Raw genomic sequence first — 12,097 nt, forward strand, 5'->3', positions numbered from 1 at the left:
CCGCTTTCGGCGTTGTCAGCGGGTGTAGACGCTCACGTGACGTTCACTTGCCGCCGTAAACGGTTCGCCCTTCCAACCGGCCGAGCGCTCAACCAGTCGTAGGCCGGCGATGCGAGCCATGAGATCCATCTCGCTCGGCCAGATCAGGCGACACGAGATCGGGCCAAGGCGAACGCCGTCGTTGGTTAGGGAGATGTGGCTCTCGTCCAGGATCTGGGTCACGGGATCGTATCGATTGACGTCGAGGACAACTCTGTCATTGGTCAGCTTCTCGACGTTGATGAACTGGTCGCGCCGGATCCAGGCCGCCGGAACGCCCGCTTCCACTACAAACACGCCGTGGTCGGAGAGGTGCCGGGCCGCATTCTCGAAGCAGCGCACCTGGTCCTCCTGGGTGAGGAGGTTGTAGATGGTGTTGTAAACGAGGTAGGCGAGCGGATAGTCATTGCCCGGAGCGTCAGCGGTGGACATGTCGCCCACAACGACGTCAATCTCCGCGCCGCCGGGCTTCGTCCGGAGCTGGTCGACCATGTCCTGCGAGAGCTCGATGCCGTCGACCCGGGTGCCGCATTCGCTCAGAGGGAGCCCTATCCGGCCGGTTCCGATAGCGAACTCCAGGGCGGGACCGCTGCCTGCCAGATTCGCGAGGAAGGCGACGGTTTCGGCCTCGTCCCCCCGCGGTGCGTCGTCGTAAGTGCGCGCGACATCGGGGCCAAAACTGCGAGCTGGGTCGAATCCGTCCATTGTCTGAGACTAACCAAGTGATTGAAGTTTGCCAACCAGTTGGTTCAAGGAGCTATACGAGCGGCGAGGAATGCTGCCGCTTTATCTACTTCCATGGTCTTGTCTGACCAGTGATCGCGCGCTTCGCCGAGGTAGCCGGCGCGAGCCAGGGCAACGACGTCGTGATGTTCCTGCGCAAGCCGTGCCAAAGCCCATTCAGCGGCAACGTCCTTTGGCTCGATCAGGCCTGTCTCAATGGTCATCCACATGCGGGTCAGCGTCAGGATGACGTTCCGCTCGTCACCGCGAAGGTCCTCGAGGAGCATCGGAAGACTTTCGATCACCGCTCGGCGGAGGTCCGCATCGGGAATGGGATCGAGCAGGTCTTCCGCGGGCGGACCGAGGAGCGGACGACTGTCCCTACGTGCGGTTGCGAGCAGGATAGCGAGGTCAGGATTGGCGGTGGGTGGGCCGATTCTCCCAGCCTCGAAGTCTGTCCGCAGCCATTCCCCATAAAGGAGCTGTTGAATTGGTGGAAATCGCCACGGCACCACATCATCCAGCATGACGACGGTGACCTCCGCGGGGCGCGCGGGCCCGGCGGTTGCTCTTGAACCGGAGATCTTCAGCAGTTCAGCGACCAGGCAGCGCTTCGAGGCGTCCGAGGGGGCTGGTGGGCCGGCGCCATGCCACACTGAACCTCGTGGTTATCGCGTCAATGAACTCCAGCAACCAGAAACCTGATCCTAAAGTCCAGATACGCCCTTTCGCCGAAGCAGATCGCGGGTTCTTTACGACCTTGGCCAAGGATCCCCGCGTGGTTCGTTTCATTGGTGACGGCCTTCCGTGGGACGACGAACGCATTGACGCGCGGGTCAATCAGGCACTCGAACGTGCAACCGTCGATTCGGAAGGTGCCGCTCGCTGGTTCATTGCTTCGGAGCCTCAGACTGGGAAATCTGGACGGGTGGGCTTGGTGGTCGCCTGGCTTACACCGGACGGGGTGGAGGTCGGCTACTGGGTGCATCCGTCTGCTTGGGGACGTGGAATCGCGCGAGCTATGGTCAGCCAGGCGCTTCCGCTCATCTCTGAACTCTATGGCCCGGAACGATCGCTGTGTGCGCAGGTCGATCCGGCGAACCTCGCATCGGTGCGGGTTCTCCTGGGTTGCGGATTCGAAAGGTCGGGAAGCGTGGACGGTCGTGAGGTCTACGCGTTGAGTCCGCGCGGATCGGCTTGATCTCGCGAAGGGTGCGGCGGCAGTTGAGGCTGGCGAGGCTTCGGCAACGATCTGAATAAGAGTTCGGCGAAACGCTGTGCGGCGGCCTTTCCGGGAGAAGAATGCACTGATGGGAACGTTTGCCTACCGTCAGCAGGCGGTGCGCCAAGGCACTGTGTCGATGCTCGCCGCCGTCGTTTTCCTGGCGGCTTCGGGATGTGCCTCCGTTGACCCGAACTTTGCTCCGTCCTGTCTGCCACCGCCGTTCTCGTTGTCCTCTTCCACAGTTCAGGCGGGGGAGGAAGTGACCGTCCGTGCATCCGACGCGGACTGCGACCCCCGATATGGCGCAGGCGCCCAAATCGAGGTGCACCTGATTAACCCCGGGCACGACGTCGTGGCTAGTGGCATAGGACCGATGGGTGACGCCGGCGCATTCGAACATGTGCTGACGGTTCCCCTCGACGTCACCCCGGGTAAGTACGTGATCGCCGCGATGCCTTACCGGCTTGACTGGTGTGACGACACCGGGCGTAACAACCGCGTGCCTCTGGAGGGTGCAGCGCTCGAGCGGGCATCATGTGTGCGGCCGGAGGAGCCGCTTACCGTAACCGAGGCGCCCTAGTATCCCTGGTTGCGATGAATCAGGCGTACTTGGAGAGCCAGGGGGAATACAACAGGTAGATCCTGAGTCCCTCGCCGCGGGAAGAAGAGACCCCGGAGCAGGTCTTCCTCATAGTCCACAGGTTCATCGCTCCGCAGCGTTCGGATGTGAGGCCCATTTCAGATGCAAGTGAGTGTTCGGTGTGCGGGGATTTGACGTCTATGACCATCACCCTCCAACAACCTCCGGATCCGCACTGAGTGGAAATTTCCGTCACTTCGTTGGGTGGCGGAACAGACTGGAAAGCTGAGTCGGGCGGAACTGCGCCCTCATCGATCGAGGTCCATAGAACCGAACAGAACCACGCGACCAGTATCCACGGAAGAGCGAACATGAAAGAAATGAATACGCGCTGACGAGTCGTTCGGGCCTGCAATATTCTTCTCTCCCCATCGGCCACTATCCCAGTATGGCGTAGGTCTTAAGGACCAAAACCCTAAGGCGCCGAAAGGTCTCTCGTCGCCGGACCCTCGAGGCGCGTCCCGTCGTAAGTGAAGCGCGAGCCGTGCAACGGGCAGTCCCACGACTGCTCGGCGTCGTTCCAGCTCAGCACCCCACCCATGTGCGGGCAGACCGCCGATACCCGGTGCGTCACGCCGTCAACCTGGCAGATACCCACCGGCCGAGCGCCCTCGCGCACCACCGAGCCCTGCCCCTCGGGCGGTTGGGCATGCGAGGAGCGGGTCAGCCCGCTCAACCAGCCGCTCACCATTTCGAGCCCGACGCCGGCCCCCGCCTTCGCGGTGCTCAGCGCGTCCTGCTTGCCGACACGCGTCTTGTACAGTTCCTTCGCCCACGGCATGTGCCCACCGAGGATCTCGGCCGACAGTGCCAACGCCGCCGCCACTCCGTTGGTGAACCCCCACTTGTTGAAGCCGGTTGCGGTGTAGATTGAGTGCCCGCCTACCGGCATCCGCCCGACATAGGGAACCGACGACGCCGGCCGGTAATCTTGCGCGGACCAGCTGAACGAGGCCTGCGCGGTGGGGAAATGCTCCTGCGTCCACCGGATGACGTCGTCCACCAGCGCCTGCGTGTGTGCCTGGCGCCCCACCGCATGGCCGTTACCGCCGACGATCAGGTAGGGCCGGCCCTCGACGTCTGCGGTCCGCAGGGTTCGGGACGGGGAATCGACGGAGAGGTACATTCCACGGGGAATCTCGTCCTGAACTGTGAACGCCACCGCGTAGGAACGCCGCGGTTCGAGGACGGAAAAGTGGCCGCCACGGTCCAGAATGGGCGTTCCGGTCGCAAGGATGACATTGTGCGCAGCCAGGTCACCACGGGGAGTGTTCACGCTGATGCGGTCGCCCTTCGCGCTGCCGGTTTTAACTCCGGTGACGCGGACGCCGTCGAATAGCTGACCCGAGTGTTTCCGCAGGTCGGCGGCGAGTGCGGCAAGCACTTCCATGGGATGGATCTGTGCCTGACCCGCCACGCGGAGAGTCCGCTTCACCGGGAACGGCAGCTCCGACGTGTCCTCCAGTGTGGCCGTCAGGCCGCCGTCAGCGCAAGCGTCGCGTTCTTCGCTCAGGAGGCGGGCGCCGTCGTCGGTCACGGCGTAGTTGAAGGCGTCCCTCGTGTCGTAGCCGACCCCGTGCTCGTCACAGAAGCGCAGCAGCCAGCTCTGGCCCTCACGATTGCCGGTGACGTAGTGGCGGGCGAGATCAGCCCCGTGGTGCTTGATGATCGCGGACAGCTGGGTGCCCTGCAGGAGGGAGACCTTCGCCGTGCTGTTTCCCGTGGCTACCGCGCCCACCGAGCGCGCTTCCAGGACGGCGACCCGTTGCCCGGACCGGGTGAGCAGCGCGGCCGTGGTCAGCCCGGTGATTCCGGCTCCAACCACCACGGAATCGTATTGGGCATTCGCCACAAAGGTGTCAGTGGGGATCTGCGGGGACGATTCGAGCCAAAGGGATTTCACGGTGGACCTTCCTCCTGCTGTTCCGGATATCTGAAGCCCACCGGAGAAAACGCCCCACGTCAAGGGTTGTAGCTACCAGTCCAGATCCACGCGGCCGGCATCGAGTGATTCCTCCGGCATGATGCCGACGTAGATCACTGCCCCGGTGAACTCGTTCTGGACGAATGTGTGGAAGGTGCCTGGCGGCGGCTCGTCGGCGATGGACGGGAAGCGCCGCTCCACCGACACGGCGTCACTTTCCGTCTCGATAGGCAGACCGTTCTCATCGACGCGGAACTGGTCCCAGACAATGCCCGTCGCAGGATCAATGACCAGTACGACGTCGGCCGGCCATCCTTCAAGCGGCAGGATGTCCTCGCCTGGAACGAGCATCCCGGACCGGCGGTCGTAACCGCCAAGATACTCGCCGCTTTCGGGTCGGATGAGCGTCGCCCGAGCCGGATAGCCTGCGGATTCGGGGGAGTCTGTAAGCGTGCTCCACCATCCGCCGTACAGCGTGAGCATGGGAAAAACGTCACCCGGCTCAAGCTCGACCGCAGCCGGTTCGAAGTAGGGCGGGGACGGACGTGCGCCCACCCCCTGGGAGCAGCCCGAGAGGAGTACGACGGCGAGAAGCGCGGCCGCGCCCACAAGGCGCCTTTGCACGGTCATCACCTCCGTTGGCTCAACGCTAGACCTCTCCGGGGAGGGGCTCAAGGGCGGAACCGAACGAAACCGCACTGTTGACTGTTAACAGTAAACGAAGGTAACGTGATCTGGCACACAAGAATTCCCTTAGGAGAAACATGTCACGCACCCAGCGCACCGCCGTCGTCACCGGCGCCACCTCCGATAAAGGCATCGGCATGACCACCGCCCGCCGGTACGCCCGCGAAGGCTGGGCCGTAGTGATCCTGGACCTCGACGGCGAGAGGTCCGCGGAAGTTGCACGGAGCATCGCAGGCGAAACCGGAGTGCCGGCCTTCGGTCACTCCGTGGATGTGACCAGTGAAGCGTCCGTCACTGCCGCCCGTGAGGCAGTAGCGGCGGAGGTCGCCGCCGGGAACCTGCCTCCGGTCGGAGCGCTCGCGAACATCGCCGGCATCACTTCCCCGGTGCCCTTCCTCGAGACCACCCTCGAGCTGTGGCACAAGGTCATGGACGTCAATGCCACGGGCACCTACCTCGTCACCAGGGCGTTCCTCCCGGACATGCTGGAGAACGGGTGGGGGCGAATCGTGAACATGTCCTCCGTTTCCGCACAGCGGGGCGGGGGAGTGTTCGGCAAGGTGCCCTACTCCGCCGCGAAGGCCGCAATTCTCGGCTTCACCAAGGCGCTGGCCCGGGAACTCGGCCCAACAGGCGTGACCGTCAACGCCGTCACCCCAGGAGCCGTTGACACCAACATCCGCGTTGGCAGCACCCCCGAACAGGAAGCCGCCATCGCAGCGGACGTTCCGGTAGGCCGCACAGCCACCACCGAAGAGGTGGCCTCCGCCATCACCTACCTCTCCTCCGAGGACTCCGCCTACCTCACCGGGATCACCCTGGACATCAACGGCGGCAGCCACATGCACTAATACGAAAGCTGCAACCCCACCCTCAAATCTTGGAGAACCAGTGAATACGATCGTTCTGATACACCTCGCCGTTGCGGTCATCGGAATCATCCTGATGATTGTCTGGGCGAAGGTAAACCCCGTCGTCTCCCTTGTTGTCGGCGCGCTGTACCTTGGCGTGGCCAGCGGACTCGGCTTCGATAGCTCTGTTGCAGCCGTCAACACGGGGTTCGGCAACCTCATGGCGGAGGTCGGGTTGATCATCGGCTTCGGCGTGATGATCGGCACCACCCTCTCAGCCACCGGCACCATGCAGCGCGTGGTCGACGGATTGCTGCGGATCGTCGGGCCGAAACGCTCGCCCTACGTCCTCGGCCTCACCTCCGGCATCATCTTCCCGTCGATCTACTTCGACGTGGCGCTGGTCATTCTCGCCCCGATCGCCGGCGCGCTCGGTAAACGGACCGGCAAGAGCATCGCCACGCTGGCCGGTGCGCTCGCGATCGGTCTCGAAGTTGGCCTGCTGATCGTTGTCCCCGGTGTTGCGGCGCTCGCCGTCGCCGGACCCCTCGGCGTCGATATCGGCACCATGCTGCTCTGGGGAATCCCGCTGGGCATCCTCTTCATCATCTCCAGCATCTTCCTGCACGACCTCCTGATGCGTAAGATCTTCGACCCCGTCAAGGACCGTGAGCCGGACTTCGATGACTCAATCTTCGGCGAGTACGACGACGACGGCGGCACGGTTAGCAGGGCCCAGCGCACCGTGGATGCCACTAACGAAGGCACCACTGAGGTGGCAGGCAAGGGCATGCCCGGTACGATCGCCACGGCGACAACCCATCGGATGCCCCTGATCGTCGCGATGCTTCCCGTCATTGTGCCGATCCTGCTCATCATCCTGGACACCGTCGCCCGGGCAGCCGGTCAGGATATCGCGCTGCTCGGCTTCCTTGGCAGCCCCGTCGTGGCGCTGCTGATCGGCCTGATCATCGGCATCATCTTCGCGGTGCCGGTTGTGACCCGCCACGGCATCGACGACCTCATCACCAAGGGCGCCCAGACCTCCGGCTCCATCCTCCTGTTCACCGGTGTAGCAGGGTCGCTCGGCCAGGTCATCACCGAGGTTGGCATCGGCGACATGCTTGGTTCGCTCTTCTCCGCCAATGCCGCGATCCCGGTCCTGCTCGCGTGGATTGTCGCCGCTGTTCTGCGCCTGGCTCAGGGTTCGGCGTCGGTCGCGGCCATCACCGCTGCAACCCTGCTCGCGCCGATCATGGGATCCATCGACACCTCAGCGATCCTTATCCTCCTCGCTTCGGGCACCGGCGCCGCTTTCGGTGGGCACGTCACGGACAACACGTTCTGGATCTTTAAGCAGATGCTCGGCTTCACCACCAAGGGGACGTTCAAGATCTACACCATGGCGCAGTCGACGTTCGCGGTGGTCGGGCTCGCTGTCTGCCTCGTGCTCGACATCTTCATCTGACCCAACACCCCCAGGAGAGCAACATGTCCTCAGTTCCACGCCGCGTCACCTTCGTAGGAATAGGCGCCATCGGGTTGCCGATGGCTGAGCAGCTGCTCGGTGCCGGGTTCGAGGTAACCGGCGTCGACCCCTTCCCCACCCAGCGCGAGAAGGCTGCCGCCCAGGGGATCACCGCCGAGGCGACCGCCGCTTCCGCGGCGAGTGCCGACGTCGTCGTCTGTATGGTCGCCACCCCGGAGCAGCTGCGGACAGCGACAATGAACGACGACGACGGCCTGCTCCGGCAGATGCGTAGCGGAAGCGTTCTGCTGGTCATGAGCACCGTTGGGCCCAGCGCTGTGCGGGAAGCGGCGGCTGCCGCTCCTGCCGGGGTGCGGGTGCTCGATGTGCCGGTTACGGGTGGTGTTGCCCGCGCCGTGACGGGTGAGCTGAAGCTGTTCGCGTCGGGTTCGCCCGAGGCGCTCGAGTATGTGCGGCCGGTCCTCGATGCGCTGGGGGCCGTCATCGATTGCGGGACGGAGATCGGGCAGGGTCAGTCCTACAAGGCCGTGAACCAGCTGCTGTGTTCGGTACATATTGTCGCTGCGGCCGAGGCCCTCGCGTTGGCGAAGGAGCTGGGCCTCGATCAGGAAAGGGTGCTCTCGGCCGTTTCCGGCGGGGCAGGTGGATCCTGGATGCTGTCCGATCGTGGTCCGCGCATGCTGGAGGGTCTTGATGCGGAGGTGACCAGCACCGTCGGGATCTTCGTCAAGGATTCAACCCTGGTGAAGGACGTTGCGGAGGAAGTGGGTCTGGATGTGCCGCTGCTGCTGGCGGCGAGGGACCGGTATCTGGCGGCTGTGGATGCCGGCCATGAGCGGCGCGATGACTCCCAGGTGATCCAGACCTACGCGCGGTGACGGTGGGTCGAAACTAGGCTGTTCGGATGGAACCCTTCGAAGTCACGATTGAGCAGGAGGTCTTCTGCATCAGCGAGCGGCGGCAGCCCACCGGGAACATGAGCTATGACTTCCTCTGGCTCAACGGTCCGGTTGAGGGGTACGGCTATACCGTCGCGCTGTCCCATCCTGACTCCCGGATGTCACGCGAAGAACTTGTCGACGAGGTCCGCGGTTTCCTGCAGGGGTTCTATGAGCCGGGAGGGATCGGAGAGGAAGACTTCCCGGATCACGGTCCGACGGCAGGCCGCTAGAACGTCTTGGGCACCGGCTGGCCGGGCGTTTGGTAGCTTGATGATCGAGCTCGAGCCGGTCGGACTCGGTTAGGAGAAGATGCAGGGATCGTTTGCTCTGCTGCTGGGTGGTTTTTGCGTCTTTTCGGCGATTGTTCTGCATCTGATGCTCAAGGCCATCGGACGTCGCAACATGAACCCTTGGCGAAACGAACGCATCACTGAAAGCATGCGGCACCGCGCCCGTCTACTCATTTGTGGGTTGCTGGCTGGCGTTGGTGTCTACATTGCAATTTTCTATGGGATCGCCGTTGGAAACGATGAACTGGCGGAATCCGTTCGCTTCCCGTTGTGTGCGATGGCTGTCGGGATCAGCTGGTTCATCTTCCGTCAGGAAATTGCCCTGTATCAAAGGGAGCTCATTTTTCGACGGTTCGCCACTGGTGAGGATCCTGTAAGCGGCCTTCGGATGTTCGGAACGTTATTTGCGAGCCTCATGTTCGGAGTCGGGCTTCTGCTTCTGGTCATTCTCGTCGCTCACCATGTTGTCTCTTGACCTTGGCGAGGAATTAGCTCAACGTCGAGCGAAGTGAGAGTCACGGCTTCCGAGCGATGATCGTGTACGTACAGGGCGCCAGGTTGCGTTCAGTTTCTGGCCAGGCGAAGCCGCCCGGAACCTCCACCATGCGGGGCGAAAACTTCCAGGGAAGAGTTGTGTCCTCGTCCATGCGAAGAATCTGCAGACCCGCTCCAATGAGTGAGTTGAGGATGTCGGACAGAGGATGCGCCCACTCATAGGTCCTGGCGTGCTCAACCTTCCCATCGCCAGCGTACGTCGATTCGTCATCCCACACCTGCGCTTCGCTACTGCTGAAGTATGGATATCGAAGTTGCAGACCGTCGGCGTTTTCATCGATCGCGTAGAGAATGGGGTGTCCGTCGCGAATGTAGAACGTCCCGCCGGGTCGTAGAAGTCCGGCTATCTGCGCAGCCCAACGCTTGAGATCCGGAAGCCAGGTGATGGTTCCGATGCTGGTGTAAACAAGATCGAAGTCACCGTTCACTGCTGCGCGGGCGTCGAGGACGTCGGTTTCGACCCACTCCGCTTGCAGATCCAACCGCTTCGCCAGTCCAGCGGCAGACTGTAGGGCGCCCGGGGAGAAGTCGACGCCGGTCATACGGGCACCTGCCCGGGCCAGCGAGAGCGTGTCCGTGCCGATATGGCACTGCAGATGACAGACATCCAGACCCGACACCGTACCGTTCGGAAGGAATGGCGCGAGCGCAGCCAGATCAGTCCGGACGACCGAGCTCAAGTGGTTGGGATCCTCCAGATCGCTGATTCCATAGGCTTTCTCGTGCAGCGGAACCCGATCTTCCCAGTTGGCGCGGTTGTTCGCCCGCGCATCATCCCAATCGATCAGAATCCGATCATCACTCATACGTCGAGCTTATGATCTTGTGCCGTGGACACAACATCGAGGGCCAGCGCTTCCTCCCAGTCCCATGCCGTGGGACGAAGACGTACACAATGCGGTTGCCATCCGGCAGTGTGAGCGTGACTGAACCTTGTGGGGACGCTCTTCTGGGACAAGAATCACCCCATGGGGAATTTCGAGGAGCAGACCGAACTACGCCAGTCCAAAGGCCTTCTGGCCGCTGTACTTTGCGGGATAGGCTTCGTGGTTTGTGCGACGTTGATCGCATCGCTCACCTCCCGGTACTTCTGGGTCGAGGACTCCGGACTTGAGGAAGGTACGGCTGTGTTCAGCCATCTGGTGAGCGTAACTCCGGCTGAGCGCGGCCTCTTCGCTTTCGCGGGACTGCTTTTTGTGCTCGGCGTGGCCGTCTGGATCTGGCGTCTTGCCACCCCTGCGTCAGCCGGCAAATAAATCGCACCCCTGATCGGACTGGGTGCCCTGAATAGCCGAAACTGCTTCCGCTAACCGCAGAGAAGCAGGTCAGTTTCCTGCGCTGTCGAGCCAGCTGCAGCGCAGTCGGAGTGCCCGCTCCATGCTGCCCAGCACGGCCCCGAGCCCCAGTGCGATGTTGAGCCATAGCGGCAGCTGTACGGGCGACTCAAAAGTCCCAAAGCGCTCAGCCAGGGGAGGTACCTCTGAAATCGGTCCCGCTATCTGTAGGAGGAGAAGAAGCAGGCCGATGACAAGGAACGTCGCCGAGAGGAACCCAATCCCACGGCTCAAGGACGGATGTTCGCGGTCGAGACGGGCACGCCTCCCTTCCGCCGAGCGAGGGTCTGGAATGAGTTGATGTTCGGCACCGTTGGCGGTGATGTAGTGGCAGCGCTTCAGCCCGAAGCCGCTCATCGCCACTTCCACGATGCCGCCCTCCTTCAGGGGGAAGGCGGCAGGGAGCTTCGACTCGGCGTAACGCCTGCCGTCGCGGTATAAATCAGCCTTCACCTCACCGCTCCCTTGATTTCCCCAGTGCCGGATATCGACGGCGTATAGAGCCTGGTAGCCATCGGGGTTGGACAGCCGAAGATGAAAGAGGTTGCGCCCGAAAGTCTGCCACCAGCGGAAACGCTGCAAGGGCCGACCGTCTCCGCTCTTCACACGCTTGATGGCCCGTTGTCGCCGCCATTCATCGAACATTTGGTCGTCTCCCGGCTCTAGATCGATTTGTTTTAACACACTGTGCTAGTGGAACGGTTAGAACACTAACATAGTGTGCTAGTACAGTGTGCGAGGAGGTGGAGATGACGAAGAAACAAAAGAGTGAGACCAGCACGCGGGAGAGGATTCTCGTTGCCGCCATGACCATGTTCGGCGAGAACCCGGGAACCAAGCTGAGTGTGCGGTCGGTCGCGGCGCGCGCCGGGGTGAGTACGGGGTCGCTCAGATATCACTTCCCGACGCAACGCGCACTCCAGGACGCGGTGCTCGCGACTATCTACGATGTTGTACTTCCGGACGACGGGATCCACGATGAGTCGACACCCGCCCGGGAGCGCTTACTCGGTTGCCTCCGGCAGGTGCTCGCACCCGCCGGAGTGGGCAAACAAGCGCGCGAGGCAACCAGCAAGGTATTTCATACCTTTATCGACCCTGAACCGAACGGGGAGACTCGCGCAGCATATTTCGCTATAGCGGGGGAGGCGCAACGCCGAACCGAATATTGGTTGACTGTCCTCGCGAGCGAAGGTGCGATCGCCGAGGGTGACAACACTCGACGTGCGAGGTTCCTGCTCACTGTTCTCAACGGACTTTCGTTGGAAAGAGCGCTGCCCGCCGATGAGTCGATTCTGGCATCTGAGACCAGCACGCTGCGCGCTGCCGTGGACTGCGTCTTCGATTCCCGCACCTGGTGAGAACCGGCATGTGGAAGATGCCTTAGCTGAGACTTCCG

15 protein-coding genes are annotated in these 12,097 nt (G+C 62.6%); 9 read left to right on the top strand and 6 right to left on the bottom strand.

Annotation, left to right across the window (positions count from 1 at the left end; all coding sequences use genetic code 11):
• Positions 1 to 15: 15 nt before the first annotated feature.
• Positions 16 to 744: a class I SAM-dependent DNA methyltransferase gene (locus BJ994_RS16665; RefSeq protein WP_167995529.1), complete on the bottom strand. Its 729-nt coding sequence runs from the start codon at positions 742 to 744 to the stop codon at positions 16 to 18.
• A gap of 44 nt (positions 745 to 788) precedes the next feature.
• Entirely contained in the window at positions 789 to 1,418 is a 630-nt protein-coding gene (locus BJ994_RS16670; RefSeq protein WP_167995530.1) for an aminoglycoside adenylyltransferase family protein, read from the bottom strand.
• A gap of 23 nt (positions 1,419 to 1,441) precedes the next feature.
• On the opposite strand from BJ994_RS16670, the gene BJ994_RS16675 reads away from it, so the two are divergent.
• Both BJ994_RS16675 and BJ994_RS18020 read left to right on the top strand, forming a co-directional pair.
• Positions 1,442 to 1,963: a GNAT family N-acetyltransferase gene (locus tag BJ994_RS16675; RefSeq protein ID WP_245192639.1), complete on the top strand. Its 522-nt coding sequence runs from the start codon at positions 1,442 to 1,444 to the stop codon at positions 1,961 to 1,963.
• Positions 1,964 to 2,072: 109 nt separating this feature from the next.
• Positions 2,073 to 2,567: a hypothetical protein gene (locus tag BJ994_RS18020; protein ID WP_209066975.1), complete on the top strand. Its 495-nt coding sequence runs from the start codon at positions 2,073 to 2,075 to the stop codon at positions 2,565 to 2,567.
• 475 nt (positions 2,568 to 3,042) lie between these two features.
• On the opposite strand, the gene BJ994_RS16685 is transcribed toward BJ994_RS18020, so the two are convergent.
• Positions 3,043 to 4,530: an FAD-dependent oxidoreductase gene (locus BJ994_RS16685; RefSeq protein ID WP_167995532.1), complete on the bottom strand. Its 1,488-nt coding sequence runs from the start codon at positions 4,528 to 4,530 to the stop codon at positions 3,043 to 3,045.
• A gap of 72 nt (positions 4,531 to 4,602) precedes the next feature.
• Positions 4,603 to 5,175 carry a hypothetical protein gene (locus BJ994_RS16690; RefSeq protein WP_167995533.1) on the bottom strand — a complete coding sequence of 191 codons (573 nt, stop codon included), beginning with the start codon at positions 5,173 to 5,175 and terminating at the stop codon, positions 4,603 to 4,605.
• Between the two features lie 140 nt (positions 5,176 to 5,315).
• On the opposite strand from BJ994_RS16690, the gene BJ994_RS16695 reads away from it, so the two are divergent.
• The 5 genes from BJ994_RS16695 to BJ994_RS16715 all read left to right on the top strand — a co-directional run bounded on the left by BJ994_RS16695 (position 5,316) and on the right by BJ994_RS16715 (position 9,284).
• Positions 5,316 to 6,089, top strand: a complete 774-nt coding sequence (locus BJ994_RS16695) for an SDR family NAD(P)-dependent oxidoreductase (protein ID WP_167995534.1) — start codon at positions 5,316 to 5,318, stop codon at positions 6,087 to 6,089.
• Positions 6,090 to 6,129: 40 nt separating this feature from the next.
• Positions 6,130 to 7,557, top strand: coding sequence for a GntT/GntP/DsdX family permease (locus BJ994_RS16700; RefSeq protein ID WP_167995535.1), 1,428 nt, complete (start codon positions 6,130 to 6,132; stop codon positions 7,555 to 7,557).
• 23 nt (positions 7,558 to 7,580) lie between these two features.
• Entirely contained in the window at positions 7,581 to 8,456 is an 876-nt protein-coding gene (locus tag BJ994_RS16705; RefSeq protein WP_167995536.1) for an NAD(P)-dependent oxidoreductase, read from the top strand.
• 26 nt (positions 8,457 to 8,482) lie between these two features.
• Complete coding sequence (locus BJ994_RS16710; RefSeq protein WP_167995537.1) at positions 8,483 to 8,749, top strand: hypothetical protein; 267 nt, start codon at positions 8,483 to 8,485, stop codon at positions 8,747 to 8,749.
• A 79-nt stretch (positions 8,750 to 8,828) separates the two neighbouring features.
• Entirely contained in the window at positions 8,829 to 9,284 is a 456-nt protein-coding gene (locus BJ994_RS16715; RefSeq protein ID WP_167995538.1) for a hypothetical protein, read from the top strand.
• Positions 9,285 to 9,324: 40 nt separating this feature from the next.
• Here BJ994_RS16715 and BJ994_RS16720 read toward each other — a convergent pair whose 3' ends face one another.
• A complete protein-coding gene (locus BJ994_RS16720) occupies positions 9,325 to 10,170 on the bottom strand; it encodes a class I SAM-dependent methyltransferase (RefSeq protein ID WP_167995539.1) in 846 nt (281 codons plus the stop codon).
• A gap of 162 nt (positions 10,171 to 10,332) precedes the next feature.
• On the opposite strand from BJ994_RS16720, the gene BJ994_RS16725 reads away from it, so the two are divergent.
• Positions 10,333 to 10,620 carry a hypothetical protein gene (locus BJ994_RS16725; protein WP_167995540.1) on the top strand — a complete coding sequence of 96 codons (288 nt, stop codon included), beginning with the start codon at positions 10,333 to 10,335 and terminating at the stop codon, positions 10,618 to 10,620.
• Positions 10,621 to 10,689: 69 nt separating this feature from the next.
• Here BJ994_RS16725 and BJ994_RS16730 read toward each other — a convergent pair whose 3' ends face one another.
• Entirely contained in the window at positions 10,690 to 11,280 is a 591-nt protein-coding gene (locus tag BJ994_RS16730) for a hypothetical protein (protein WP_245192314.1), read from the bottom strand.
• 167 nt (positions 11,281 to 11,447) lie between these two features.
• Here BJ994_RS16730 and BJ994_RS16735 point away from each other — a divergent pair, with 167 nt between their 5' ends.
• Positions 11,448 to 12,059: a TetR/AcrR family transcriptional regulator gene (locus BJ994_RS16735; protein ID WP_167995542.1), complete on the top strand. Its 612-nt coding sequence runs from the start codon at positions 11,448 to 11,450 to the stop codon at positions 12,057 to 12,059.
• The last annotated feature ends 38 nt before the right edge of the window (positions 12,060 to 12,097 follow it).

The sequence above is a fragment of the Arthrobacter pigmenti genome (assembly GCF_011927905.1).
Taxonomy (GTDB): Bacteria; Actinomycetota; Actinomycetes; order Actinomycetales; family Micrococcaceae; genus Arthrobacter_D; species Arthrobacter_D pigmenti.

What these genes read in the sequence shown, in the direction of transcription:
- BJ994_RS16715 (WP_167995538.1), top strand. Translation starts at nt 8,829, where the DNA reads ATGCAGGGATCGTTTGCTCTGCTGCTGGGTGGTTTTTGCGTCTTTTCG.
- BJ994_RS16720 (WP_167995539.1), bottom strand. Translation starts at nt 10,170, where the DNA reads ATGAGTGATGATCGGATTCTGATCGATTGGGATGATGCGCGGGCGAAC.
- BJ994_RS16710 (WP_167995537.1), top strand. Translation starts at nt 8,483, where the DNA reads ATGGAACCCTTCGAAGTCACGATTGAGCAGGAGGTCTTCTGCATCAGC.
- BJ994_RS16735 (WP_167995542.1), top strand. Translation starts at nt 11,448, where the DNA reads ATGACGAAGAAACAAAAGAGTGAGACCAGCACGCGGGAGAGGATTCTC.
- BJ994_RS16675 (WP_245192639.1), top strand. Translation starts at nt 1,442, where the DNA reads ATGAACTCCAGCAACCAGAAACCTGATCCTAAAGTCCAGATACGCCCT.
- BJ994_RS18020 (WP_209066975.1), top strand. Translation starts at nt 2,073, where the DNA reads ATGGGAACGTTTGCCTACCGTCAGCAGGCGGTGCGCCAAGGCACTGTG.
- BJ994_RS16725 (WP_167995540.1), top strand. Translation starts at nt 10,333, where the DNA reads ATGGGGAATTTCGAGGAGCAGACCGAACTACGCCAGTCCAAAGGCCTT.
- BJ994_RS16705 (WP_167995536.1), top strand. Translation starts at nt 7,581, where the DNA reads ATGTCCTCAGTTCCACGCCGCGTCACCTTCGTAGGAATAGGCGCCATC.
- BJ994_RS16695 (WP_167995534.1), top strand. Translation starts at nt 5,316, where the DNA reads ATGTCACGCACCCAGCGCACCGCCGTCGTCACCGGCGCCACCTCCGAT.
- BJ994_RS16665 (WP_167995529.1), bottom strand. Translation starts at nt 744, where the DNA reads ATGGACGGATTCGACCCAGCTCGCAGTTTTGGCCCCGATGTCGCGCGC.